The organism is Bhargavaea ginsengi (assembly GCF_900109165.1).
Classification (GTDB): Bacteria; Bacillota; Bacilli; order Bacillales_A; family Planococcaceae; genus Bhargavaea; species Bhargavaea ginsengi.
In genome coordinates this window covers 918,588-942,735 of record NZ_FNZF01000001.1, presented here as the reverse complement: position 1 = coordinate 942,735, position 24,148 = coordinate 918,588, and the positions used below count along the sequence as shown (strand labels likewise).

The 24,148-nt window shown below is 54.8% G+C and carries 23 protein-coding genes and 2 riboswitches; of the genes, 22 read left to right on the top strand and 1 reads right to left on the bottom strand.

All coding sequences use genetic code 11. The features are described from left to right. Nucleotides 1-56: 56 nt before the first annotated feature. The 7 genes from BMX91_RS04465 to yedF all read left to right on the top strand — a co-directional run bounded on the left by BMX91_RS04465 (nucleotide 57) and on the right by yedF (nucleotide 8,329). Nucleotides 57-1,220, top strand: coding sequence for an ROK family transcriptional regulator (locus tag BMX91_RS04465; RefSeq protein ID WP_092050349.1), 1,164 nt, complete (start codon nucleotides 57-59; stop codon nucleotides 1,218-1,220). A gap of 20 nt (nucleotides 1,221-1,240) precedes the next feature. Beyond that, entirely contained in the window at nucleotides 1,241-2,365 is a 1,125-nt protein-coding gene (locus BMX91_RS04460; RefSeq protein WP_177168267.1) for an extracellular solute-binding protein, read from the top strand. A gap of 108 nt (nucleotides 2,366-2,473) precedes the next feature. Beyond that, nucleotides 2,474-3,571 (top strand): ABC transporter ATP-binding protein, encoded by a 1,098-nt coding sequence (locus tag BMX91_RS04455; RefSeq protein ID WP_092050346.1) that lies wholly within the window; start codon nucleotides 2,474-2,476, stop codon nucleotides 3,569-3,571. A 49-nt stretch (nucleotides 3,572-3,620) separates the two neighbouring features. After that, entirely contained in the window at nucleotides 3,621-5,309 is a 1,689-nt protein-coding gene (locus tag BMX91_RS04450) for an ABC transporter permease (RefSeq protein ID WP_092050344.1), read from the top strand. A 27-nt stretch (nucleotides 5,310-5,336) separates the two neighbouring features. Continuing rightward, nucleotides 5,337-6,770 (top strand): argininosuccinate lyase, encoded by a 1,434-nt coding sequence (argH, locus tag BMX91_RS04445; RefSeq protein ID WP_092050341.1) that lies wholly within the window; start codon nucleotides 5,337-5,339, stop codon nucleotides 6,768-6,770. Nucleotides 6,771-6,900: 130 nt separating this feature from the next. Then, nucleotides 6,901-8,112: a selenium metabolism membrane protein YedE/FdhT gene (gene yedE, locus BMX91_RS04440; RefSeq protein WP_092050338.1), complete on the top strand. Its 1,212-nt coding sequence runs from the start codon at nucleotides 6,901-6,903 to the stop codon at nucleotides 8,110-8,112. Beyond that, nucleotides 8,102-8,329, top strand: a complete 228-nt coding sequence (yedF, locus tag BMX91_RS04435; RefSeq protein ID WP_092050336.1) for a sulfurtransferase-like selenium metabolism protein YedF — start codon at nucleotides 8,102-8,104, stop codon at nucleotides 8,327-8,329. Before yedE ends, yedF begins: the two co-directional genes overlap by 11 nt. Nucleotides 8,330-8,977: 648 nt before the next feature. Here yedF and BMX91_RS04425 read toward each other — a convergent pair. Further along, on the bottom strand, nucleotides 8,978-9,376 hold the full coding sequence (locus BMX91_RS04425) for a VOC family protein (protein WP_092050331.1): 399 nt from the start codon (nucleotides 9,374-9,376) through the stop codon (nucleotides 8,978-8,980). Between the two features lie 308 nt (nucleotides 9,377-9,684). On the opposite strand from BMX91_RS04425, the gene BMX91_RS04420 reads away from it, so the two are divergent. The 15 genes from BMX91_RS04420 (at nucleotide 9,685) to BMX91_RS04350 (ending at nucleotide 24,144) form a co-directional block, all read left to right on the top strand. After that, entirely contained in the window at nucleotides 9,685-10,479 is a 795-nt protein-coding gene (locus BMX91_RS04420; RefSeq protein ID WP_092050329.1) for an ABC transporter ATP-binding protein, read from the top strand. After that, on the top strand, nucleotides 10,457-12,415 hold the full coding sequence (locus tag BMX91_RS04415; RefSeq protein ID WP_245744244.1) for an ABC transporter permease: 1,959 nt from the start codon (nucleotides 10,457-10,459) through the stop codon (nucleotides 12,413-12,415). The genes BMX91_RS04420 and BMX91_RS04415 overlap by 23 nt, the downstream gene beginning before the upstream one ends. A 143-nt stretch (nucleotides 12,416-12,558) precedes the next feature. Further along, the gene (locus BMX91_RS04410; protein ID WP_092050326.1) at nucleotides 12,559-13,893 is read left to right on the top strand and encodes an LLM class flavin-dependent oxidoreductase; all 1,335 of its coding nucleotides are present in this window, start codon (nucleotides 12,559-12,561) and stop codon (nucleotides 13,891-13,893) included. 170 nt (nucleotides 13,894-14,063) lie between these two features. Further along, nucleotides 14,064-14,168, top strand: a riboswitch (guanidine-I (ykkC/yxkD leader). 89 nt (nucleotides 14,169-14,257) lie between these two features. Beyond that, nucleotides 14,258-14,602: a DMT family transporter gene (locus BMX91_RS04405; protein WP_092050323.1), complete on the top strand. Its 345-nt coding sequence runs from the start codon at nucleotides 14,258-14,260 to the stop codon at nucleotides 14,600-14,602. Continuing rightward, nucleotides 14,584-14,898 (top strand): DMT family transporter, encoded by a 315-nt coding sequence (locus BMX91_RS04400; protein WP_092050321.1) that lies wholly within the window; start codon nucleotides 14,584-14,586, stop codon nucleotides 14,896-14,898. Before BMX91_RS04405 ends, BMX91_RS04400 begins: the two co-directional genes overlap by 19 nt. Before the next feature lie 145 nt (nucleotides 14,899-15,043). Next, a riboswitch (cobalamin riboswitch) is annotated at nucleotides 15,044-15,223 on the top strand. 225 nt (nucleotides 15,224-15,448) lie between these two features. Then, a complete protein-coding gene (locus BMX91_RS04395; protein ID WP_092050319.1) occupies nucleotides 15,449-17,650 on the top strand; it encodes a ribonucleoside-diphosphate reductase subunit alpha in 2,202 nt (733 codons plus the stop codon). A gap of 75 nt (nucleotides 17,651-17,725) precedes the next feature. Then, nucleotides 17,726-18,187, top strand: coding sequence for a flavodoxin (locus BMX91_RS04390; protein WP_092050317.1), 462 nt, complete (start codon nucleotides 17,726-17,728; stop codon nucleotides 18,185-18,187). A 32-nt stretch (nucleotides 18,188-18,219) separates the two neighbouring features. Continuing rightward, on the top strand, nucleotides 18,220-19,272 hold the full coding sequence (locus tag BMX91_RS04385; RefSeq protein WP_092050315.1) for a ribonucleotide-diphosphate reductase subunit beta: 1,053 nt from the start codon (nucleotides 18,220-18,222) through the stop codon (nucleotides 19,270-19,272). A gap of 123 nt (nucleotides 19,273-19,395) precedes the next feature. Beyond that, nucleotides 19,396-20,076 carry a transposase gene (locus tag BMX91_RS04380; protein WP_177168266.1) on the top strand — a complete coding sequence of 227 codons (681 nt, stop codon included), beginning with the start codon at nucleotides 19,396-19,398 and terminating at the stop codon, nucleotides 20,074-20,076. A 65-nt stretch (nucleotides 20,077-20,141) separates the two neighbouring features. After that, the gene (locus BMX91_RS04375; protein WP_092050311.1) at nucleotides 20,142-21,101 is read left to right on the top strand and encodes a 2-hydroxyacid dehydrogenase; all 960 of its coding nucleotides are present in this window, start codon (nucleotides 20,142-20,144) and stop codon (nucleotides 21,099-21,101) included. A gap of 141 nt (nucleotides 21,102-21,242) precedes the next feature. Further along, a complete protein-coding gene (locus tag BMX91_RS04370; RefSeq protein WP_092050310.1) occupies nucleotides 21,243-21,443 on the top strand; it encodes a hypothetical protein in 201 nt (66 codons plus the stop codon). 142 nt (nucleotides 21,444-21,585) lie between these two features. Then, nucleotides 21,586-22,014: a VOC family protein gene (locus BMX91_RS04365; protein WP_092050794.1), complete on the top strand. Its 429-nt coding sequence runs from the start codon at nucleotides 21,586-21,588 to the stop codon at nucleotides 22,012-22,014. Further along, nucleotides 22,014-22,280 (top strand): iron-sulfur cluster biosynthesis family protein, encoded by a 267-nt coding sequence (locus tag BMX91_RS04360; RefSeq protein ID WP_092050308.1) that lies wholly within the window; start codon nucleotides 22,014-22,016, stop codon nucleotides 22,278-22,280. The genes BMX91_RS04365 and BMX91_RS04360 overlap by 1 nt, the downstream gene beginning before the upstream one ends. 169 nt (nucleotides 22,281-22,449) lie before the next feature. Then, nucleotides 22,450-23,226 carry an IclR family transcriptional regulator gene (locus BMX91_RS04355; protein ID WP_092050306.1) on the top strand — a complete coding sequence of 259 codons (777 nt, stop codon included), beginning with the start codon at nucleotides 22,450-22,452 and terminating at the stop codon, nucleotides 23,224-23,226. Between the two features lie 33 nt (nucleotides 23,227-23,259). After that, nucleotides 23,260-24,144 carry an acetaldehyde dehydrogenase (acetylating) gene (locus BMX91_RS04350; protein ID WP_092050304.1) on the top strand — a complete coding sequence of 295 codons (885 nt, stop codon included), beginning with the start codon at nucleotides 23,260-23,262 and terminating at the stop codon, nucleotides 24,142-24,144. The last annotated feature ends 4 nt before the right edge of the window (nucleotides 24,145-24,148 follow it).

The following is a 24,148-nucleotide window of genomic DNA, read 5'->3' as shown; positions in this document are numbered from 1 at the left end:
GTTTTCAAATAAGTTAGTAAGTTAAGTTAACAAACTAACCTTTTAGGGGCATTGCCATGCAATATGTGAATGACGAACCGAATATTAACCGCAACGCACGGCAAGTGCTCAGATGTGTGCTGGAAACAGAACCTACGACCCGTACGGCGATTGCCAAGAAGCTGTCTCTCAGCAAGCCGACTGTCTCAGCAGCTGTTTCCCATCTGATAGAGGAAGGATGGGTCACCGAGACGGGGAGCGGCGAGGCCTCGGCAAGCGGCGGACGAAAACCCGTCAATCTGAAGTTCAACCCGAAAAAGGCTCATTGTATCGGAATTGATATCGGGGGAACAAAGGTAGCTGTTGGAATCACCGATCTTAAAGGGGAGCTTGAGAGTTACCGGACATTCCCCACACAGGAATGTTTGAATCACGATTTCTTCCCGACAATCCGGAAGATGGCCGATGAAATGATGGCAGAGCTTTCCCTGGAACAGGAAGAAATTCTGGGTGTCGGCGCCGGTGTTCCTGGGGTGACCAACGTAAAGACCGGGATTGTCGAAGAAGCACCGGCTCTCAGATGGAAGGATTATCCTGTCAAAGGAAAGCTGGAGGAAGTGTTTCCGTATCCGGTATACGTGGACAATGACGTCAATATCGGAGCACTCGGGGAGCACTGGACGGGGCGCGGCAGGGGCAAGCAGAACCTGATCTATATTGCCATCGGAACGGGTATCGGAAGCGGGATTATCCTGAACGGGCAACTGTTCAGGGGGAGCCAGTACAGTGCGGGCGAGCTCGGTTACATGGTGACGGATCGGAATCTTGCCAAAACGTACCGGCCATCCTTTGAAGGTTATGGATTCCTTGAAAGTGTGGCGGGCGGAAATTCTGTCGGCACTGCGCTGTCAGAGCGTCTTGGCAGGGAAGTGACGGCTGCCGAGGCGTTCGGATTGTATCGGTCCGGTGATAAGGCTTCAGCCGAAATGCTCAGAAACGCACTGGAACATCTCGGGATTGCAGTCGCGAATTACGTGTCCCTGCTGAACCCGGAGTTGATTATTTTAGGGGGTGGTCTGTCACAGTCATTCGATGTGATCCAGCCGATTGTCTCAGACAACGTGAAGCGGTACGCACCGAAAGAATGTGAGATCGTCAGGACGGCGTTCGGAAAGGAAGCCGGCGTGATCGGCGCTGTTGCATTGTTGCTGAAAGAACATGAGGGGATGTACAACATTTAAATCAGAAGGGGGCAGTTTGGATGGGAAAATGGATTAAGAAAAGCTGGTTGCTTGTTTTGACGGCGCTGTTTGCGCTTGCCTTGGCAGGGTGTATGGCCGATTCCGGCGGAGGAGAGGAAGAGGATTCTTCCGGAACATCCGGAGATGCGGGCGGTGAAACTTCCGCTTCAGAGGAACTGGAGGAGAAAGTCGTCGTTTATTCTCCGCATGGCAGTGACATTTTGGGGGACTTCAAGCAACGCTTTGAAGAAGAGTACGGTATCACGATGGAGTTCCTGGACATGGGCTCGCAGGAAATTTTGGACCGGGTCCGCTCCGAGAAAAACAATACACAAGCTGACGTCTGGTGGGGTGCACCTCAAGTGAACTTCGACCAGGCCAAAGATGAAGGGCTGCTTGCCGAATACAAGCCGTCCTACGCGGATGCGCTTGATGAAATGTATCATGACGAAGACTGGATGTGGAGCGGTACTTCGATGACGCCGGAAGTCATCATGTACAACAACAAGGAAATCTCCGAAGAAGAAGCTCCGAAAGACTGGGACGACCTGATTGATCCGAAGTGGCAGGATGAGCTGATCATCCGCTATCCGCTTGCATCCGGTACGATGCGTACCATCTATTCGGCAATGATCTACCGGACCTACAAGGATACGGAAGATCCGCAGGAAGGCTACGCATGGCTTGAGAAGCTGGACAACAACACGAAAGAATACTCGGCCAACCCTGAGCTGATGTACAACCAGCTCGCCAAAGGCGTCGGCTCCCTGACGGTCTGGAACATGCCGGATGCCGTCATGCTCGCGGAAGAAAAGGGCTATCCGTTTGGTTATGTCCTGCCGGAAAGCGGAACGCCGGTCCTTACGGAAGGTATTGCAATCGTCAAGGATGCGCCTCATCCGAAAGCGGCAGAAGCGTTCTATGAGTTCGTCAACACACCGGAAGCTGCAAAACTGCTCGCGGAAAAATACTACCGTATTCCGACACGTGAAGACGTGACCGATCTTCCGGAATGGATCACTGAAGCCGAAGAAGACATCAAGCCGATGGATATCGACTGGGCACTGTTCCAGGAAAAATCCGATGAGTGGATGGATCACTGGGATAACCAGATCAAAAACGCAGAAAAAGAAACAGGCGAGTAACCTGCAGGCTGCATGGGCTCCGTATAGCGTTTACTTTTGACGTTGGACTATCGCGGGCAGCAATGCCCGTGATAGTCCAGTGTTTTTACAGGGAAGGGAGTGGTTGCTGTGTCAACCGTTCATTTATCAGCGATTACCAAGCAATTTGGCAAAGTGACGGCGGTAGAGGACCTTGACCTCCTGATCAAGGAAGGGGAATTTTTCACTTTCCTCGGGCCGAGCGGCTGCGGAAAGACGACCACTCTACGGATGGTCGCAGGATTCTACTATCCGACAAAAGGGGTCGTGAAATTTAACGATCGTGATATGACGACCGTCCCGCCTGAAAAACGGAATACCGGCATGGTGTTCCAGAACTATGCGCTGTTCCCGCACATGACCGTTTTCGAGAATGTCGCGTTCGGCCTGAAGGTGCGGAAGATGAGTAAGGAAGAAACGAAAAAACGCGTGGAAGACGTGTTAAGGAAAGTGCGGCTCGACCAGTATGTCGACCGGCAGGTAAGCCAGCTTTCCGGAGGCCAGCAGCAGCGGGTCGCATTGGCCCGTGCACTCGTCATCGAACCTGACATCCTCTTGCTGGATGAGCCGCTCAGTAACCTGGATGCGCGGCTGCGGGATGAAATGCGGGCGGAAATCCTCCGGCTGCAGAAGGAATATCAGATCACGACAATCTATGTGACGCATGACCAGGTCGAGGCTTTGACGATGAGCGACCGGATTGCCGTCTTCAATTTCGGCAAATGCCAGCAGGTAGGCACACCGACAGAGATCTACAATGAACCGGTCAACGACTTCGTCGCCGAATTCATCGGAGAAACAAATCTCCTGACAGTCAAAGAAGTCCATGCCGGGGAAGGCCGGAGAACGTATCATGCCGATAAGCTGAACGGAGAATTGGCGGTCAAGGACACCTCCCTGAACATTGGCGGATACACCGAAAACGATGAGCTGTGCATGTCGGTACGGCCGGAAGCTGTGGAAGTGTCTGACCAGCCGCTGACCGGAGCAAATGTTTTTCCCGGGAAAGTGAAAATGGTCCAGTTTACCGGAGCGGCCGTACATACCTATGTAGAGATGAACGATCATCTGACCTTAGTCGGCACCGCACTGAACCAGGGGCCGAGCACCTATCTGAAAGAAGGCGCCGATGTGCATGTCCGCCTTCCGGAAGACCAGATCCGGATTGTGCCGAAAGCGGGGGTGTGATTCATGAAAAATCGGAATCTGCGCCAGTCCGCTAAAGGAGGGCGCCGTCATGCTGAACGCTGAAAAAAGGAAGACACTGCTGCTCCTGATCCCGGTCATTCTCATTCTGATCGGCTATGTGCTTTATCCGACCTTGAGGACGGCCTATGAGAGCTTTTTCCAAAATGGCGTCCCCACGCTCCAGAACTATGAGGACTTCTTTGGTTCGAAGGCGAAGGCCAACCTGCAGGCACTTTGGAACTCGGTCTGGATTTCATTGCTGTCGGTCCTGTTCAGCGCGCTGATCGGCGTGCCGCTCGCATACATCTTCAACCGCTATGAGTTTCCGGGCCGCCGGTTCTTTTCCAACATTGCGATCATGCCGATCGTCCTGCCTTCTCTCGTCGGCGTCATGGCGTTTATGTTCCTCTACGGAGAAGCAGGCCTCATCCCGAATGCAATCAAGGACTTGCTGAATCTCTCGGAAGTTCCGTTTAAAATCGGCGGGATCTCCGGCATTCTGATCGTTCATGCTTATACGATGTATCCATATTTCTATATGACAACGGCATCCGCCCTGTCCAATCTGGATCCTTCCCTCGAAGAAGCGGCATCCAATCTGGGTGCGAACCGCTTCAAAGTGTTCTGGCAGGTAACGTTCCCGCTCCTGACACCGGGCCTGGTTGCAGCCTCGCTCCTTGTCTTCATGGTGTCGATGGCCAGCTTTAGTGCGCCGTTCCTTCTGGCCGGCGGGTTCCGGGTGCTGAGTTTGCAGATTTACTTCTCTAAGATCAATGGTGATCTTGAGATGGCCGCAACACAGTCGGTCATCCTGTCGATTGTCTCGATCACGTTCCTTCTGTTTATGCGCTGGTATCAGGGGAGGAAGGATTACCGGATGGCGTCCAAGGGAATCGGTGCGCACCGGAGTGAAGTGAGCAATCCGCTCCTAAAGTGGACGATGGTCACACTCGGGGTCATCGCAATGATCGTACTTCTGCTGCCTCATGCAACGTTGCTTATCCTGTCACTCGTGCCGGAAGGGACCTGGACATGGCAGACCTACCCGACCGCATTCAACCTGGAAAACTATACGATGCTGTTTGATACGCCATATATCTGGGAGCCGGTCCGCAACAGTCTGATCATGGCGTTTATCGCCTGTCTCGGCGTATTTGTTTTCGGGATTTTCACGTCCTATGCACTTGTCAAACGGAAGTTCGTCGGGAAGAATCTCCTGGATATTCTCGTGATGATTCCTTGGGCTCTTCCGGCGACCGTTGTCGGGATGAACCTGATTCTGGCGTTTAACTCGCCGAACCCGTTTTCGTTCGGACAGATCCTTGTAGGGACCTTCTGGATCCTGCCGCTCGCCTACTTTATCCGCTTCCTGCCGCTTGTTGTGCGATCGACGAACGCTGTTCTCGAGCAACTGGATGATTCCATCGAAGAAGCTGCACAGAATCTGGGAGCGAAATGGTTCTATACATTCCGGAAAGTCGTCATTCCGATTATCCTTCCGGGTGTCCTGAGTGGTACACTGCTCGCGTTTGTTCAGGCGGTCGGGGAATTCCCGACATCCGTCCTTCTCTACACGATCGGCAACCGTCCGATCTCGATTGAAATCATGAACCAGCTCCGGATGTTCAACATCGGGCAGGCTGCAGCATACGGCATGATCCAGGTGGCTCTAATTGCAGTGGTCATGTTCATCTCCAGCAGATTCCTCGGGGTCAAGGCAGAAAAGTCACTGGGTTAATCAAAAAGAATTTGAGGTGCCAGCATTATGAGTGCATGGAAAAAAGAATTTGTTGTGGCCGACGGGGATGTCTTCCCTGGAAAAACGTATGTGGACGTTCTTTTGCGTCCGGTGTTTGACGACCAGCGTGACTACCTCTTTGATGCAATGTTCGAGGTACACGCCGCCCACACCCAGATGCTCGCCGAGCAGAAGATCCTGGCCGAAGCGGAGGCGGGCAAGATTCTGAACGCCATCCGGGAAGTCTGGAAGATGGACCGGGCGGAACTCAAGTACTCCGCGGAGCATGAAGACCTGTTTTTCCTCGTGGAATCGAAGATCGGCGAGCTGATCGGCGAGGAATTGGCGGGCAAGATGCATATCGCGAAAAGCCGGAACGACATGGGCGAGGCGATGTACCGGATTGTCCTCAGGCAGTATTTGGCCGAGACGGTCGAACAGGCAGAAGCTCTGGCTGAAGCCCTGCTCGCCCAGGCGGAGGAGCATGTGGAGTCGGTCATGCCGGCGCACACCCATACCCAGCCTGCCCAGCCGACGACGTTCGGGCATTACCTCGTCGCCATCTACGACAACCTGATCCGGGACATCGAGCGGCTGAAGCGAGCCCGCCACACGGTGAACCAGTCGCCGATGGGCGCGGCCGCGATCACGACGACCGGCTTCCCGATCAGCCGGGAGCGGATGGTGGAACTGCTCGGGTTCGAGGGGATGATCGAGAACTCGTATGACGCCATCGGGACCGGGGATTACCTGATCGAAGCCGCCCAGAGCCTTGTCAGCCTCATGACGAACATGGGCCGCTGGATCCAGGAATTCCTCCGGATGGCTTCCAAAGAAGTCGGCCTGCTTCGGGTGTCCGATGCCTACGTGCAGATTTCGAGCATCATGCCGCAAAAGCGGAATCCGGTCTCGATGGAGCACTCCCGCGCACTCGCCTCGAGCGCCGCGTCGGAAGGCCTTGCAGTCATCCACATGATCCATAACACGCCGTACGGCGATATCAACGACACCGAAGATGACCTCCAGCCGCATCTGTATACCGGCTTTGAAAAGGCGACCCGTGTGCTCCGGCTGATGCATGCCGTCGTGACCACGCTCACCTTCAACAAAGATCGCGCCCTCCGCCAGGCGAGAGAGAACATGATCACCATCACAGAACTGGCGGACGTGCTCGCCAGGGACTACGGCGTCTCATTCCGCCGGGCCCATCACAAGGCAAGTCTGATCGCCCGCGAAGCCGACCGGCAGGAAAAGGAACTTTATGAGATTCCGCTCGAAACGGTCAACGGCTGGCTCGGTGATGTGGCACTTACCGCAGAGGACTGGAAAGCCATCGCCGACCCGGTCGCCTTCGTCGAACGCCGCCGCATCACCGGCGGGCCGGCACCGGATGTCGTGCGGGGGATGATTGCGAAGAGGAAAGAGGAGCGGGACCAAGGACAGACAGGGCAGGGGAAATAAAACGGCTCCGCCCTGTTCCCGGAGCCAATTTGACGAACCCTGGAGTGAGGACTATACTTTTTAAGGAAAACGACTGACCGGCGGATCTTGCATCCGTCTTTTTTTCAGTAGAATAGAAGGAGTCCTCATCATGAAAACCCTCTACAATCGGGTGTTCGGCCAGTATTGGAACCCGGTTATGGCGCTGGTGGCGGCCGGCATCTTCAGTGCGGCCTACTTCGGGCTCACCGGCACGGTGTGGGCGGTGACCGGCGAGTTCACGCGGCTCGGCGGGCATGTCGTTGAGTTCTTCGGCGTTGATACATCGACCTGGGCCTATTTTGACCTGGTCCATCTGGAAGGCTCGACGTTCGCCCGCTCCGACGGCTGGATCGTCTGGGGCATGCTGATTGGCGCCCTGATCACCGTCCTTCTCGCCAATAACTTCAAAATCCGCAAGCCAAAGCAGAAGCGACGCTACGTACAGGGCCTGATCGGCGGAACGATCGCCGGGTTCGGCGCACGCCTTGCGATGGGCTGCAACCTTGCTGCGTTCTTTACCGGCGTCCCGCAGTTCTCGTTCCACTCTTGGATCTTCATCGTCGCGACAGGCCTCGGCACTTACCTGGGCGTGAAGGTCGCCAAGACCAAATGGTGGAAAGGGAAGCCGAAGCTCATGAAAGGCGGGCCGGCACCCGTAACTGCAAAGGAAAAGCAGGTCATCCAGCCGTATATCGGCGGCCTGATCGCGCTGCTTTACGCAGCTCTGATCGCCTGGTTCTTCATGACCGGCCGTCCGCTTCTCGGCACCGCAGCGATCTTTGGCGCCATCTTCGGCATCCTGATCGAACGCGGCCAGATCTGCTTTACGTCAGCGTTCCGAGACCTGTGGATCACCGGCCGCACGCTTATGGCAAAGGCGATTGTGATCGCCATGGCGATCAGCTCGTTGCTGACAATCATCATCATTGCAAATACCGGCATGACGCCAATTACCCAGGTCACCTCCATCGGCACATTCGTCGGCGGCTTCCTGTTCGGACTGGGCATCGTCCTTGCCAGCAGCTGTGAGACCGGTATGATGTACCGCCTCATGGAAGGCCAGGTGCTGTACCTGTTCGTCTTCGCCGGAAATCTCATCGGCGTCACGGCGCTCGCCTTTGCCTGGGACCACCTCGGCGTCTACAACCTGCTTGTTGCAGGCGGCGAGAAGTTGAATCTCATCCCGGCGATGGGCCCGATTTGGGCGATCATCGCCACGCTCACGATGCTCACCGCGTGCTATCTGTTCGTCGACCTCTACTCGAAACACAAGCGCGGCACACTGATCCTACCGAAAGGGGAGAAACGAATTGTCAGCTGACTTCACACTCGACCTGCGCGGCGAATCCTGCCCGTACCCGGTCATCTACACACTCGACGCCCTCAAAGAAATGCAGAAAGGCCAGGTCCTCCACGTCGTCACCGACTGCCCCGGCTCATTCCGCAACGTTCCGGAAGAAGTCGTCACCGCCGGCTATAAACTCGCCAAAGAACCAGAGAAATCCGGCCAGGAATATCTTTTCTATATCGAAGCATGACAAAAGGGACGCGCGATGCGTCCCTTTTCCTATTTAAACCAATTCCGTCCTGTGTTAGCCTTGCCGTACGATGTGACCTGCATCAGGATAGGGGGGATTTGGGATGACTTGGGCTTCATCGCATCTCTGATTCTGAAATTAGGTTTGATGATGATTGTTTTGGGGCAGTCGAAGAAAATTCAGTTCCTGCAGTCGCTTATCGGGCAGTCACGTTCTGAATAACCTGTACATCAAGGGTGGGTGAAAAGTTTGCATACCAAAGATCAACTATTGGCTGTCAGAATAATAGCTACGCTGGTTATACTCTTGTCTTTATCGCTGCCGTACTTTGGCTTATTTCCCCATAGTACAAGCTTAATCGTGATTCCCATAACGTTAATTGCTTTTTGCATGATAGAATCCATTTTTCAATAGGATCAGGAGGGGTGGCATTTGCTATCCTTTTTGACGTTAATAAAAGGCTGATATTAGCCTGAGAGATGCCCACGAATGTTAAGTTCGGGGCATGACAAAAGGGACGCGCGATGCGTCCCTTTTTTGATGGGATAATAGACGATAGATCGTACAGTTTTAATGCGCAAGTGATGAATGTGGCGCTGAAAGTGACGAATCTACCCCTGAAAGTGGCGAAGCATCCCTGTCGGACGCTCACGGCAAATTGATCTGCCAGGACACCCCGTACTTATCATTGACCCAGCCGAATTTTCGGCTGAATCCGTGGTTGCCGAGTGCCATGAGTTCCATGCCGCCTTCTGCAAGCTTGCTGTACAAGTGGTCGATTTCCTCTTCGGTGTCGACGTCCACGTAGATCGAGATAGACGGGGTGAAGTCGAACTGGTGGCGGATGCTGCTGTCGATGCACTTGAATTCGCGGCCGTTCAATGTGAATGTCGCAAGCATAACGGTGCCTTCCTCGCCGCCGGGAACATCCGGACCATACCGGACGATGCTGGTGATCTCAGAGTTTTTGAAGAGCGATGTGTAGAAGTTCATTGCTTCCTCTGCGTTGGCTTCCTGGAACATGAGGAACGGGGTAATGTTGGTCATGTTTGAGTCTCTCCTTTTATGAACGCTATTCGTGCAACATTGTTGAAGGCATAACCGTGAAATTGCGGTCGCATGGCTTCAGGCCAATCCTTTTGAGCCTAAATAATTCACCAAATTATATCATGAATATCCTGATGCCTGACGCGAATGTCCCGCTTCATTCCGTCTTGCACGCCTAACCTTACAGAATCGTCACTTGTGCCACCTTGATTGTAACCAATATCGAACGACCGCAGTCGCCTGTGCGCGTTATGATAAACTCAACAAATCGGGCGGGGCTATAAATCCCGCCGCCGGGAGGAATCATCATGGTGACAAACACCAACCAACCACATGGCCGCACAGTGCTGCAGGCGCATCAGATCAGCAAATCGTTCGGTTCCAAACTGAATTCTACCGAAGTGCTAAAAGGGATTAATCTCCAAGTGCGTGAAGGGGAGTTTGTCGGAATCATGGGACCGTCGGGAGCGGGGAAGACGACACTTCTGAATGTGCTCGCGACGATCGACCGTCCGACATCAGGCACAATCACGATCGACGGACAGGAAACATCGAAAATGAAGGATGCGCAACTGTCGACGTTCCGCCGCGACAAGCTCGGATTTATCTTCCAGGACTACAACCTGCTGGATACGCTCACGGTCAAAGAAAACATCCTTCTTCCGGCGTCCCTCGGCGGGCTTTCGAAAAAGGCGGCCGAGGAGCAGTTCAACGACATCGCGGGCATCCTTGGCATCAAGGAGCATGGCCACAAATACCCGCATGAAATATCCGGCGGTCAAAAACAGCGGACGTCCGCCGCGCGTGCGCTCGTCAACCATCCGTCGATGGTGTTCGCCGACGAGCCGACAGGAGCGCTCGACTCCAAGTCAGCGTCGGCGCTGCTCGGCACGCTGGAAGACGTCAATAAATCACGCGGCGTGACGATCATGATGGTCACTCACGATGCGGTCGCATCCAGCTACTGCAGCCGAGTCATTTTCCTGAAGGACGGCGCGATGTACTCCGAGCTGTACCGCGGTGACAAAGCTCGCCAGGCATTTTTCCAGGACATCCTGAACATGCAGGCTGTGCTTGGAGGTGACCGCGTTGACGCTCGTTGACCTTGTGATCCGCAGCATGCGGAAAAACCTGAAACATTACTATCTGTACTTTTTCGCGCTGATCTTCGGCGTCACGCTGTTTTTCATCTTCTCGACGCTTCAGCACGACTCGGCCGTCGTGGAACAGACCGACCTGTCGGCCAAGATGGCATCCGGCTTCCAGGCAGCGACCGTCCTGCTGTTCGGGATCCTTCTCATCTTCGTGACCTATGCGAATGACCTGTTCCTGAAGCGCCGGAGCCGGGAAATCGGACTTTATCAGCTGGTCGGCCTGACAAAAGGCGCGGTGTCGCGCCTCCTCATCATTGAAAACATCTTGCTCGGTGCCGGCGCCTTCATCGTCGGAATCGGCGCAGGGATGCTCGTCTCCAGGCTGTTCTTGCTGCTTCTCATGAAGCTCGTCGGCTACGAAGGGTTCGTTAATCTGTCATTCAGTGGAGCGGCGTTTCTCCAGACAGCGGTCGTATTCGCCGTCCTGATCGTCATCACATCGTTCCGCATGTTCTGGAAAATCCGTCGCTCGCAGCTGATCGATCTGTTCAATGATGATAAAAAGGATGAACATCCGAAGCAGCCAAAGCCAATCCTGTCTGCACTTCTCGGAATCCTGGGCATCGCCATGATCGGCATCGGCTACTGGTTCGCCAACTCGGAATACATGATGACCGCGTTTCTGTTTTTCAATATGCTGCTTGTCCTCATGCTCGTCATAGTCGGAACTTACATCGCGTTTCGTGTGACGATCGGCTGGCTCATGACCCTGGTCAGAAAACAGCAGAATGGCCACATCGGGCTTGCCGGCGCCCTGTCCCTCGCACCGCTCATGCACCGGATGAAGGCCAACGCAAAGTCGCTCACCGTCATCACGACGTTGTCCGCGATGACTCTCGCCATGGCAGGGTTTGCCTACTCGATGTATTACTCGACTGAGCAGGAAACGCGCGTGAGGGTTCCGCACGACTTTCTGATTGACGAAGTAGGAGAAGGCAACGAAGGGACTTCTGCGGAAATAGCCGCACAGTTCGCCGAAGACCTGGACAGTGCAGGCATCGGATACACCCAGCAGCCCATCACTTATCTTGAGCTGACCGGTGCATTTAGCGGTGAAAATCTGCCGGATCTTCTCAATTGGGAAGGGAACACGGTTGAACTGCTCGTGTTTGATACACGGGAACTGAAAGCAGCCGGACTCGACATCGAAGAGCCGGAAACTGGAGAAGCGACGATCCATAATAATGGGATTTCCTGGCTTCTGACCAAAGAAGTCTTTCCGGTTGGGGCTTCTGTCGCTGTGGATGGAAGAACGGAGAAATTGAACGTCACTTCCATTGGTACACAGGAAGTGGCAAGCGGTTATGCGGGAGTTTATACGCAACTGACTTTGAATGGGGAAACATTCGACCGCATCAAGGAAGCGGCTCCGGCTGAGTCACATCGTCCTCTAGTCGCCTTTAATCTGGACGACAAGGGTGACCTTGCAGAAGCTTCGGCTATCTTCAAGAACTACAGGGAAGAAATGACCCTCGATTTCTATTCCACCTATAAGGAATCATTGTCATACAACGGCATCATGATTTTCATCACCGGCTTCCTTGGTCTTGCTTTCCTAGTCTCGACCGGCAGCATCCTGTACTTCAAGCAGATGAGCGAGGCCGAACAGGAAAAGCGCAGCTACACGACACTCCGCCAGCTCGGATTCAAGACCGGCGAAATCATGAAAGGCATCCGCCGCAAGCAGGCATTCGTCTTCGGGATTCCGCTGTTGATGGGCCTTGTCCACTCCGTATTCGCCATAAAATCGGTCTCGTTCCTGTTCACGTCAACTGATATCACAATGCCTGTGACCATCGCGATGATCGCATATGCCCTGGTCTACCTCGCATTCGCCATACTCACAATCGGCTATTACCGGAAAACGATACAGGCCGCCCTTTAAATGAAACGCCTTTTCCCGACGAGGAAAGGGCGTTTTCGACATTTCCCGGGAAATAAAGTCGGAAATTGTCCAGTAAAAGGTGTCTTTACACCTGTAAAGAAAGGCGGTATGATGAAGCCAATATCATCCGGGAGGTATGCATCATGGGAAAAGGAATGATTCTGGGGACGATGATTCACGGAGTGGGGGAACGCCGGACGGACTGGAGGCATCCGGCGATCCCCTCTGATGCGAGTGTCAGCCTTGATTTCTATAGGAAACAGGCTCTCGTGTCGGAACGCGGTAAATTTGATTTCATCTTTGTCGCGGACGCGATGTACATTTCCCCGCAGTCGACTCCCCATTATCTGAACCGCTTCGAGCCGCTCACGATTTTGTCCGCGCTAGCGGCTGTGACTTCCCGGATCGGGCTCGTCGCGACGGTTTCGACCACGTACAGCGAACCTTTTGCCGCGGCCAGGCAGCTGGCCTCCCTCGATATGCTGAGCGGGGGGCGTGCAGGATGGAACGCTGTCACGACAGGCCTTGGCGGCACCTCGCTCAACTTCGGTCACCGCCGGGATATGCACCCGGAGCATAGTATCCGCTACCGGATGGCCGCCGAATTCACCGAAGTGGTTCAGAAACTGTGGGATTCCTGGGAAGATGATGCGTTTGTGCGCGACAAGGCGAGCGGCGACTTCTTTGATCCGGATAAGATGCACGAGGCGGATCACGACGGGGAGTTTTTCTCAGTCCAAGGCGCACTCAACATTGCCCGGTCGCGACAAGGACAGCCTGTCATCTTCCAGGCAGGCAAGTCGGAGGATGGACGCAGATTTGCGGCGGACACGGCGGAAGTCGTTTTTGCGATCGACGGGGATATCGGAGCGGCCCGTGAGTATTATGGGGACATGAAAAAGCGGGCGGTGCGCGCCGGCAGGAACCCGGATGAATTGCTCGTCATCCAGGGCATCAGCCCGATTGTCGCGGAGACGGAGGAAGAAGCGTTCCGCATCCGCGAAGAGCTTACTGCCACCGTCTCGCTGGATGAAGCGCTCGCCGACCTCGGCCGCCACTTCGACCACCATGACTTCACCCAATATGATCCGGACGAGCCGTTTCCGGACTTGGGCGGCCTTGGAGCGAACGGATTCCAGAGCGATACCGAGCGCATCATCAGAGGCGCCCGCCGCGATGGACTCACTTTAAGAGAGGCGGCCATGCGAGAAGCCGCACCGAAAACCCCGTTTATCGGAACACCGCAACAAGTGGCCGACCGGATTGAAGAGTGGTACCGGACGGATGCGGCAGACGGCTTCATGCTGATCGCCAACCTGCCGGGTCTTCTCGAGAGTTTTGTGAACGGAGTCGTCCCGATTTTAAGGGAACGTGGCCTGTTCAGGGAGGATTATGAAGGTGTGACCCTGCGCAATCATCTGGGGTTGCCGTTTAGAGAAAACCGGTATACACGGGTCGTAGAGGCAAGCCTCGTCTGAGGAATGGGAGAGCTTGCTGTACTTTCAAGGGACAATGGTGTACTTTCGTGACCTGATTGTGTACTTTCGCGGGCTAATAGTGTACTTTCACACACACTGACGAATTCCCCTCCCCAAGCCTGAGAGTTGCCGCCCAAGGCCGAATTGCTATAATGAAACCAACCTCATACAAACAAGTCCCCTAGGGTTCCGCGACGCCGAGTGCGCCGGTCTGGTCCGAGAGGGGGCTCACGGCATTAATTGCCGTGCCACGGAAGGATAAAAGCCTGGGAGATGCTGTCGGATCAGCATGCTCCCGGGCTTTTTTGTTTGGACAGGGTGCCGGTCCGACAGGGTGAGGAAATCAGTAGAGGAGGACAATTACATGAAAGACTGGGGAAAAATCATCGTCGCATCTGTCTTCGAAGTCGGCTGGGTGATCGGACTTAAACACGCGGAAAGCGCAATGGAATGGCTTGGAACCGCTGCGGCCATCTGGGTGAGCTTCTATCTGATGATCGTTGCCAGCCGCACCTTACCTGTCGGCACTGCATATGCCGTCTTTGTCGGTCTCGGTGCGGCAGGCACCGTCATCGCCGAGATCATCCTGTTCAGTGTGGCGGTCAACCCGGCCAAACTGATCCTGATCACCGTCCTGCTTACGGGTGTGATCGGACTGAAATTCGTCACGGATGAAGGGGGAGAAAACGAATGGCATGGCTCTCACTGATTGCTGCCGGTCTGTTTGAAACCGCCGGCGTCCTGAGCATCAACCGGCTCAACCGGGAACGCAACGCCAAATCGCTTCTGCTGCTGGTCGGCGCATTCGGCGCCAGCTTCATCTTGCTCGCGTACGCCATGGAATTCTTTCCTATGTCCACCGCCTATGCCATCTGGACGGGCATCGGTGCATCCGGCGGAGCACTTGCCGGCATGTGGATCTACGGGGAATCCAAAGATTGGCGGAGGATATTATTTATCTTGATGATCCTCGGGGCTGCGGTAGGACTGAAATTAGTGGAATAAACGAACGCCCTTGTCGGGAGCGATATGTCTGGTATAGTAGAATCCGTGTGTGGATGACACGCTTCGCCAAATTTCGTAGCCTTTCGTCCTATTCACGTTTAAAACACAATATGTTAGGCTATATGAGAATTGACAACACAATATATTGTAGTAACGATGGGTTGGTACCAATCGCGGTTTAAAAGGGAATCCGGAAAATCCGGAGCTGTCCCCGCAACTGTAAGCGCCGACGACCGCCGAAGAAGCCACTGCAGCCGTTGCTGCGGGAAGGCCGGCGGAAGGAAGAAGCGCGAGCCAGTAGACCTGCCATCCATCGGCAAGCGACACTTTCTTCGGGGGTTGAGAGGTGGATGCGAACGGGCGCCGGCCTTTCATATCTTTTATTCATCTCTTCATTCATCCCCGGGCCCGATCCTCCATTACCCACACGCAAACAGCGGAAGCCCCGCCGAAGAACCTTCTTCGGACGGGGCTTTTGCGCGTCTGAAGACCGGTTTCGCGCCGGCAACACACCATTTCGCGTCGCCATAACCACTAAGGAGGAATATCCATGGTCACCACCAAACAGACAGATCAGCCCGACATCCTATCCGCATTGGAACAGGAATTCACGGCAGATAAAATCGCCCCGCTCCGCCGCGCTGCAGAAGACTATAGCGGCCCGGCACTCCCGCAGCATCTGATCCGCGAGGCGCTCGGCCGGGTCGATGAGACAGAAACGTACTGGACGGATGTTGCGGCACGCATTTTGCTTGCCCAACTTTACCGCGAGCAGAAGGAGCGCCGCGGCACGGAAGAAGTCTACGGCGACTTCGCGCACCATGTCCGCACACAGGCTGAAGCCGGCTTCTACACAACCGCGCTTACCGAGCAATACTCTGAACGCGAGCTCCGGGAAATCGGTACGTTTCTCGATCCGTCACGCGACCGGCTGTTCACGTACACCGGCCTGAAGACACTCACAGACCGCTATGTGGCCACTGATTTCAATAAAAAGCCGGTTGAGTTGCCACAGGAGCGCTGGCTTGTTATCGCGATGACGCTGATGAGGAACGAAACGGAAGACCGGCTCGGAAAAATCGAGGAAGCCTACTGGGCACTATCAAATCTCTATATGACCGTCGCGACGCCGACGCTCGCGAATGCCGGAAAGCCGCACGGCCAGCTGTCATCCTGCTTTATTGACACTGTCGACGATTCGCTACAGGGCATCTATGATTCGAACACTGACATCGCAAACCTGTCCAAATACGGCGGCGGGATCGGCGTTTACATGGGGAAAGTCCGCTCCCGGGGCGCCGCAATCCGAGGTTTCAAGGGCGCATCATCCGGTGTTCTTCCGTGGATCAAGCAACTGAACAATACCGCTGTATCCGTCGACCAGCTTGGCCAGCGCCAGGGGGCAGTCGCTGTCTACCTGGATGTCTGGCACAAGGACATCCTCACGTTCCTGGACCTCAAGCTCAACAATGGCGACGAGCGCCTGCGTGCCCATGACATCTTTACCGGTGTCTGTCTGCCTGATCTGTTCATGGAACAGGTCGATGCGCGTGGCGACTGGCATCTGTTCGACCCTCATGAAGTGCGCACCGTCATGGGCTGGTCGCTTGAAGACTTCTATGACGAAGAGCGGGGGAGCGGCTCTTTCCGCGAGCGGTATGCAGAATGCGTTGCGCACCCGGATATCCATTCTGAAAAGGTACCGGCGATCGATATTATGAAGCGCGTCATGCGCAGCCAGCTCGAGACAGGCGTGCCGTTCATGTTTTACCGCGATGAAGTCAACCGGATGAACGCGAACAAGCATGAAGGGATCATCTACTCGTCCAACCTGTGCTCAGAAATTGCCCAGAATATGAGCGCGACGAGCGCTTCACAGGAAGTGCTGGAAGACGGCGTCATCGTCAGCAGAAGGACGCCAGGAGATTTCGTCGTCTGCAATCTGTCATCGATTAACCTTGGCAAAGCGGTGCCGGCGGGTGTGCTCGGAAGGCTGATCGACATCCAGGTCCGTATGCTCGATAACGTCATTGATCTGAACAAAATCCCCGTCCTGCAGGCGCAGGTGACCAACGGGCGTTACCGGGGTATCGGACTGGGCACGTTCGGATGGCACCATCTGCTCGCGCAGAACAACATCCAGTGGGAGTCGGAAGAGGCTGTTGAATTAGCCGACAGTCTATATGAAGATATCGCCTACTATACGATCCGTGCATCCGCGAAACTGGCACGAGAGAAGGGCGCATATCCGCTCTTTTCCGGTTCGGACTGGCAGACCGGGACGTACTTCGAGCGCCGGGGATACGAGGAGGAACGCTGGGAAACGCTCCGGGCGGAAGTCGGACGGAGCGGTGTCCGAAACGGCTATATGATGGCTGTTGCCCCGAACTCCTCGACATCCGTCATTGCCGGCTCCACCGCATCGATTGATCCTGTCTTCAAGCCGTTTTATCACGAGGAAAAGAAAGACTACAAACTCCCGGTCGTGGCACCGGACCTTGATCACCGGACCTATGATGTGTACCGTCGCTCCGCCTATATCGTCGACCAGCGCTGGAGCGTCCGGCAAAACGCCGCCCGCCAGCGCCACATCGATCAGTCGATCTCATTCAACCTTTACGTCCCGAATACCATCCGCGCCAGCGTCCTGCTGGACCTCCATTTGCAGGCATGGAAGTCGGGGATGAAGACGACCTACTACACGCGCTCCACAGCGAGTGACGTGGAAGAGTGCGAATGGTGCCAGTCGTGAACATTTCTGAGAGCTAAGATTATGCCGGCGAGAGTTAAGAATATGGTCGGCGCACTACCAAGGGAGGGTCGCATCATGGACGTGCTGATCGCCTACGCCACATACAGCGGCAACACGAAGGAAGCAGCTGAGCTGATCGCCGATTTCTTCGAGGAGGCGGGCCATTCCGTCAATTTTCATTGGATCGGAGGTGAGTCGGTCCCCAATGTTTCCGGATACGACGCGCTAATATTAGGTTCATTCACCTGGGCGGAGGGCAGTGTGCCTGAAGAAGTGAAGGACTTTATCCTGGACGTGGGCTATAAACCGCCGAATACGTTCATCTTCGGAACCGGTGACACACAGTTCGGCGGCGATGCGCTTTTCTGCAGGGCTGCCGTCAAACTGGCCCGTTTCTATGAGTCCCCGCTGCCTCCGCTCAAGATTGAACAGAGCCCCCGAGGCGGGCAGGAGGGAAGCGTGCGGGAATGGACATTCCGCGTTGCGAGGTATCTGGAAAGCCAATTGAGCGCTCGCTCGACCGGAAGTTTGATTTGACACACCTTGACATTAGAAAGGAGCCACCATACATGACGACACAATCGGCCCAGCTGCTTACCCGCGTGAAGGTGCTTGACCCGGTCAATCCGAACCGGGCGACGGCGATCTTCGGCGGAGAGGCGAGCGGCATTCTGAACTGGAACGACCTGAAATATCCTCATTTCTATAAGCTCCGCCAGCGGATCCGATCCTTGTTCTGGACCGCCAATGAGGTGGACATGACACAAGACGTCAAGCAGTTCCCGAACCTCTCCCAAAAAGAACGGGATGCGTTCCTGAAGATTATCGGCCTGCTGGCGACATTGGACGGGCCGCAGACGGATGTCGCGGCAAAGCTCGCGAATTATGTGACCGACCCTTCCGTCAAATCGCTGTTCGCGACGATCGCCGACCAGGAAAGCGAGCACAACCACAGCTATGCGTATGTCTTGAGCTCGGTCACGACTTTCGACAACCAGGTGAAATCTTTCGAAACCGGGCGGTATGACCCGGTGCTTCTGAAGCGGAACGAGCGCATCGCCAAGGTCTACAATGAGTTCGCGATCCGTCCGACTGCGGAAACTGCACTTAAGGCGATGGTGTATACGACGCTTCTGGAAGGCCTGTTCTTTTATTCCGGCTTCGCTTTCTTCTACAATCTTGCGCGAAACGGGAAGATGGTCGGGACGTCGACGATGATCAGTTACATCAACCGCGACGAACTGGAGCACGGGAAGGCGATGAGCGATGTGTTCCGTGCCGCGATGGGGGAGAATCCGGACCTGAATACGCCGGCATTCACCGAATGGATCTATGATGCATACCGTCACTCGGTCGTACAAGAGACGCTGTGGAGCCGATATGTGCTGGACGGTGTGGATGGCATCGATTTGGTGGAGATGGAAGGCTACATTAAATATAGGGCCAACAAAATGCTGAGGATGCTCGGCCTGTCCGAGCTGTATCCGGAACACACCGATAATCCGATGAAATGGATCCGTGCTTATGTTGACAGTTTTGATGATACAAAAACAGACTTTTTCGAACAGACCTCCAGGCAATACACGAAGACAAGTGACCTAAACGGCTTCGACGACCTGTAATCCCCTTAAATCAAACCTTTTTTCTACAGAAAATATGTAATTTCCTCCTTTAACTATGGACAATCGACATCATAAATTTGTTATAATTGCGTCAATGATAATTTGTTCAAGGGGGAAATGTGCATGGCGGCTAATGTGATGGAAGATAAAGAAGCAAAACCACAAAAAACGTTTGAGGAAAGACTCCGGGCCGTGAATGAAGTCCTGGAAAAGAAGCGGAAAAAGGGAGCGGTCGCACGTGAGTTCGGCGTCCACCCGAATACGCTGAAAAACTGGCTGGATGCCTATGAGGAATCTGGCGAGGAGGGCCTCATCCCGAAAAAACGCGGCCGCCAGCCAAAATCCCCGGGCATTGACCCGAACCGCCGGCTCCGCGACCTGGAGCGTGAAGTGCGCCGGTTGCGGGAGGAAAACGAGATTCTGAAGAAATTCACATCGATGATCGACGTCAAGAAGAATGAGCGCTTTGATGCGATCCATGAAATGAAGGACGAGCACAAGGTCCGCCGGCTCTGCCTGACGCTCGATGTATCGGAAAGCGGCTACTACAACTATGTGAACCGGCCGGAAAACAAGCTGTCTGACCGTGACCGTGAGGATATCGCCCTGATGCGCCACCTGATGGAGCAGGAAGATGTTCTGGATCCGGATTGGATCCTGCTCGAACTGAGAAAGGCCGGTCGCACGATCAACCGCCGCCGCCTTCTTCGGCTTCTTGACCAGATCGATGAGGTCGAGGTGCTTGAGGTGGAAGTTGACGTGGACGATCACTCCGAGGAAAAGGAAGCCGTCACGGCAAAATAACGCTTGATCAAAACCGTCGGAATGCAGTTTCCGGCGGTTTTTCACAGTGAAAGGGGATGCGGGGAATGAAGAAAATTTTTATCACACGAAAGTTGCCGGAAGAAGCCGTCGCCGGACTCCGGGAATTGTTTGACGTGGACATGTGGCACAGCGAGGACGAGATCCCGCCGAAAGATGTGCTGGTTGAAAAGGCGAAGACAGTCCATGCGCTCTGGACGAATGTGGCTGACACGGTCGACCGCGACGTGATCCAGGCGGGAGAGAATCTTGAGGTGATTGCAAATCTTGCCGTCGGCTACAACAATATCGATATCGAGGCGGCTAAGGAACGGGGACTAACCGTCACAAATACGCCGGGTGTCCTGACCGAGACGACCGCGGACCTTGCGTTTACGCTGATGCTCGCAGCGGCCAGGCAGACCGGTCAGGCGGAGCGGTTTCTGCGCGAGGGGAAATGGACTTCCTGGTCGCCGATGGGCTTCACCGGCATGGATATCTTTGGTGCCACACTCGGCATTGTCGGCATGGGCCGCATCGGGGAAGGCGTCGCCCGTCGCGCCGCCGGTTTTGACATGGAGGTGCTTTATCACAACCGCACCCGCAAAACGGAAGCCGAGTCGATGTTCGGCTTCAGGTACGCGGAACTGGACGACCTCCTTTCAAAGTCCGACTTCGTCGTCGTTCTCACGCCGCTTACCGACGAAACCCGTGGCATGATCGGCGAGCGGGAACTCGGCCTCATGAAGGAAACCGCCGTTCTCGTCAACGCCGCACGGGGAGGGATCGTAGACGAAGATGCCCTATATGAAGCGCTGAAAAATGGCCAGATCTGGGCTGCAGGACTGGACGTTTTCGAAGGTGAGCCGATCGGTTCCGACCACAAGCTCCTCACCCTGCCGAACGTGACGGCACTCCCGCATATCGGAAGCGCAAGCGTCAAGACAAGGCTCGCCATGATGCGGATGAATTCCGAAGACATTGAAGCAGTACTGTCAGGACGCGAGCCTGAAAACAGGGTGGTGTGAATATGAAAAAGCTCATCGTGGCAGGTCTGATCACATTGGCCGGCGTTCTTCTAAAACCAAAGAAAGTAGAGTCGGGAAAGTATACCCGCTGAAACCTTTCCTGTCCCCGGACCGTAAAAGGAAGGAAGAGGAGGGACCCCAATGATCCAAACGAGACATATGATCGGCCTTATCGCAGTCACGCTGCTTCTGGTGGTCGCGCTTCTCCTGGCCGCCCAGCATTATTTCACCAAGTATGAGATCAGTGCCCTGACCGAAGGCTGCCTTGAAAATGACGGCACGGTGGAGCTGACTATCCATAACACGTTAACGAACTCGTATGAATTCGCCTGTACGCGCTAAAGAACCGCCCGCTTTCCCGGAAGGAGGAGCGGGCGGTTTCAATTATCGCTTGGCCGGCTGGCTGCCTTCTGCAAACCAGGCTCACTCCCACAATAATCGGGTATGATAAATGAAGACAATCAGAAAGCGGGGCGGTTTCCAGATGAAAGAATGCATTACACCTTATCTCACGTTCTACGGCCGGGCAAAGGAAGCGGCCGTATTTTATGCGGATCTGTTCGGCATGAAGAATCTCGGCATCCAGACATATGGGGAATCGGAATTTCCTACGCCCGAGGGTGCCGAGGACTATGTGATCCACTGTCACCTGAAGCGCGGCAATTTCCAGCTGATGCTGGCCGATTCCACTGAGCCGGCACCGGAAGTTCCGCGCCGCGGGCTTTCTCTCCTGATCGACTGCGAATCAGAAGAAGAGATCCGCAGGCTCTATGATGCGCTTCTCGACGAAGGACGCCGCATCATGGAGCTCCAGGACACGTTCTGGGGCGCGAAATACGCCAAGGTGGAGGACCGGTTCGGATTCACATGGGACCTGAATTATTCTGAGGATCCGGATCAGGCATTCGAATAATGTTTACCGTTTCTGATGCGGCAAAAGCTGAACTGGCTAAACGCCTGAAGGCTTTCGATCACCAGTTTGTCCGTCTAAGGATGAGGGATAGCTGTTTGCTGAGCCTGAAGCTGACCCTGGATGAGTCCAGGCAGCAAGGTGATAAGGAATTTCCGATGGACGGCTTTCGATTTCTCCTGAGTGAAGGAGAACTTCATTACTTTAATGGGAAGACCCTCGATTACGTCCCGGACCAGACGGGCTTCAGGCAATTTGAGATGCTTTAACATACGCAAGGGCATGCTTTCTGCAATTGAAGGCTGCCCTTTTTTAAATTCCAAATTAAATTTTCTAAATTTTCATTGATATTGAACTGCTAAGAGATTACGATAAACACATCATCAATATTTACGAACGGCGTTCGACAATGTCGAACGATAGAAAGGAAGGTTGGTAGTGACCGGGAAAATCATTCAATCGGTGGACCGGGCGATCGATATCCTTGAGCTGTTCATGGCTACGGGACCAGAACTCAGCATCAAGGAGATCAGCGAAAAGCTGGGCTTATCGAAAAGCACCGCCCACGGAATCATCAAGACGCTGGAACATCGCGGGTACCTCCAGCAGGACCCGGAAAGCCTGAAATACCGGCTGGGGATCAAGCTGTTTGAACTGGGGAATGTCGTCGGAAGCAGCATGGACATCCGGAAAATCGCCTCACCCCTGATCAGGAGCCTGGTGGAGGAACTCAGTGAAACCGTCCACCTCGCGGTCATGGAAAGGGAAGAAGTGGTCTACGTGGAAAAGCTGGAAGGCCCGAGGACACTGACGATTTATTCGCATGTCGGCAAGCGGGCACCTGTCCACTGCACGGGCGTGGGCAAGGCGATCCTCGCTTATCAGAGCGACGAGCTGATTGATAGGATGCTGGAGACCGAAGAATTGGTCGCCCACACGCAGCACACCTTGACGGACGCAGCTGCAGTCAAGGAACACCTTAACAACATCCGGGAAAACGGCTATGCCGTCGATGATGAAGAAATTGAGCTTGGACTCAAGTGCGTTGCCGCGCCGATCTTTGACCACCAGGGGAATGTAACCGCTTCAATCAGCTGCTCCGCTCCGAAAGTCAGGGCGGATGATGAGCGCTTTGCAGAGATGGTCGGGAAAATCACGGCGGCGGCAAGCGAGATTTCGGCCGCACTGGGTTATCGCAGTCCGCAGACAGTCTAACTTTGAAAAAATGATGGGTAGGGGGAGATTCATGTGTCAAAAGTAAAAGTGGCAATTCTCGGTTCGGGGAACATCGGGACCGACCTGATGATCAAGCTGGGACGCTCTGACGTGCTGGAACTCACAGCGGTAATCGGGATCGATCCGGAATCCGACGGCCTGCGCCGCGCGCGGGAGCTTGGATACACGGCGATTGACAGCGGCGTCGACGGATTCCTGAAGCAGCCGGAACTGGCGGATATCGTGTTCGATGCGACATCCGCTAAAGCGCATCTCTACAATGCAAAGGTGCTTCAGGAAGCGGGCAAGAAAGTGATCGACATGACGCCGGCCGCCATCGGCCCGTATGTGTGCGCGGCCGTCAACATGGACGAGCACCTGGACAAGGACAACATCAACCTGATCACATGCGGCGGCCAGGCGACCATCCCGATGGTCCACGCCGTCAACCGGGTCGCACCGGTCGAATATGCCGAAATCGTCGCGACCATCTCGAGCCTGAGCGCGGGTCCGGGAACGCGCGCCAACATCGACGAATTCACGGAAACAACTTCCCGCGCAATCGAAAAAGTCGGCGGCGCCAAAAAAGGCAAGGCGATCATCATCCTGAACCCGGCGGAACCGCCGATCCTCATGCGGGATACGATTTACACGCTCGTCGAGGAAGGGAAAATGGACGAAGAAGCCATCCGGAAGTCGATTCAGGACATGACCGATGTCGTCCAGTCGTATGTGCCGGGCTACCGTCTCCGTACGGAACCGTTCTTTGACGGCAACCTGGTCACGATCTTCGTTGAAGTGGAAGGCGCAGGAGATTACCTGCCGAAGTACGCGGGGAACCTCGATATCATGACGGCCGCAGGTGTCAAAGTCGCAGAAGAGTTCGCTAAGAACGTACTGGCGAAACAAACGGTTTAAGGGG

Excerpts from the sequence above, each read along its gene's own strand:
- BMX91_RS04465 (WP_092050349.1), top strand. The coding sequence starts at position 57 with ATGCAATATGTGAATGACGAACCGAATATTAACCGCAACGCACGGCAA.
- BMX91_RS04460 (WP_177168267.1), top strand. The coding sequence starts at position 1,241 with ATGGGAAAATGGATTAAGAAAAGCTGGTTGCTTGTTTTGACGGCGCTG.
- BMX91_RS04450 (WP_092050344.1), top strand. The coding sequence starts at position 3,621 with ATGCTGAACGCTGAAAAAAGGAAGACACTGCTGCTCCTGATCCCGGTC.
- argH (WP_092050341.1), top strand. The coding sequence starts at position 5,337 with ATGAGTGCATGGAAAAAAGAATTTGTTGTGGCCGACGGGGATGTCTTC.
- yedE (WP_092050338.1), top strand. The coding sequence starts at position 6,901 with ATGAAAACCCTCTACAATCGGGTGTTCGGCCAGTATTGGAACCCGGTT.
- BMX91_RS04425 (WP_092050331.1), bottom strand. The coding sequence starts at position 9,376 with ATGACCAACATTACCCCGTTCCTCATGTTCCAGGAAGCCAACGCAGAG.
- BMX91_RS04420 (WP_092050329.1), top strand. The coding sequence starts at position 9,685 with ATGGTGACAAACACCAACCAACCACATGGCCGCACAGTGCTGCAGGCG.
- BMX91_RS04410 (WP_092050326.1), top strand. The coding sequence starts at position 12,559 with ATGGGAAAAGGAATGATTCTGGGGACGATGATTCACGGAGTGGGGGAA.
- BMX91_RS04405 (WP_092050323.1), top strand. The coding sequence starts at position 14,258 with ATGAAAGACTGGGGAAAAATCATCGTCGCATCTGTCTTCGAAGTCGGC.
- BMX91_RS04400 (WP_092050321.1), top strand. The coding sequence starts at position 14,584 with ATGGCATGGCTCTCACTGATTGCTGCCGGTCTGTTTGAAACCGCCGGC.
- BMX91_RS04395 (WP_092050319.1), top strand. The coding sequence starts at position 15,449 with ATGGTCACCACCAAACAGACAGATCAGCCCGACATCCTATCCGCATTG.
- BMX91_RS04390 (WP_092050317.1), top strand. The coding sequence starts at position 17,726 with ATGGACGTGCTGATCGCCTACGCCACATACAGCGGCAACACGAAGGAA.
- BMX91_RS04385 (WP_092050315.1), top strand. The coding sequence starts at position 18,220 with ATGACGACACAATCGGCCCAGCTGCTTACCCGCGTGAAGGTGCTTGAC.
- BMX91_RS04380 (WP_177168266.1), top strand. The coding sequence starts at position 19,396 with ATGGCGGCTAATGTGATGGAAGATAAAGAAGCAAAACCACAAAAAACG.
- BMX91_RS04375 (WP_092050311.1), top strand. The coding sequence starts at position 20,142 with ATGAAGAAAATTTTTATCACACGAAAGTTGCCGGAAGAAGCCGTCGCC.
- BMX91_RS04370 (WP_092050310.1), top strand. The coding sequence starts at position 21,243 with ATGATCCAAACGAGACATATGATCGGCCTTATCGCAGTCACGCTGCTT.
- BMX91_RS04365 (WP_092050794.1), top strand. The coding sequence starts at position 21,586 with ATGAAAGAATGCATTACACCTTATCTCACGTTCTACGGCCGGGCAAAG.
- BMX91_RS04360 (WP_092050308.1), top strand. The coding sequence starts at position 22,014 with ATGTTTACCGTTTCTGATGCGGCAAAAGCTGAACTGGCTAAACGCCTG.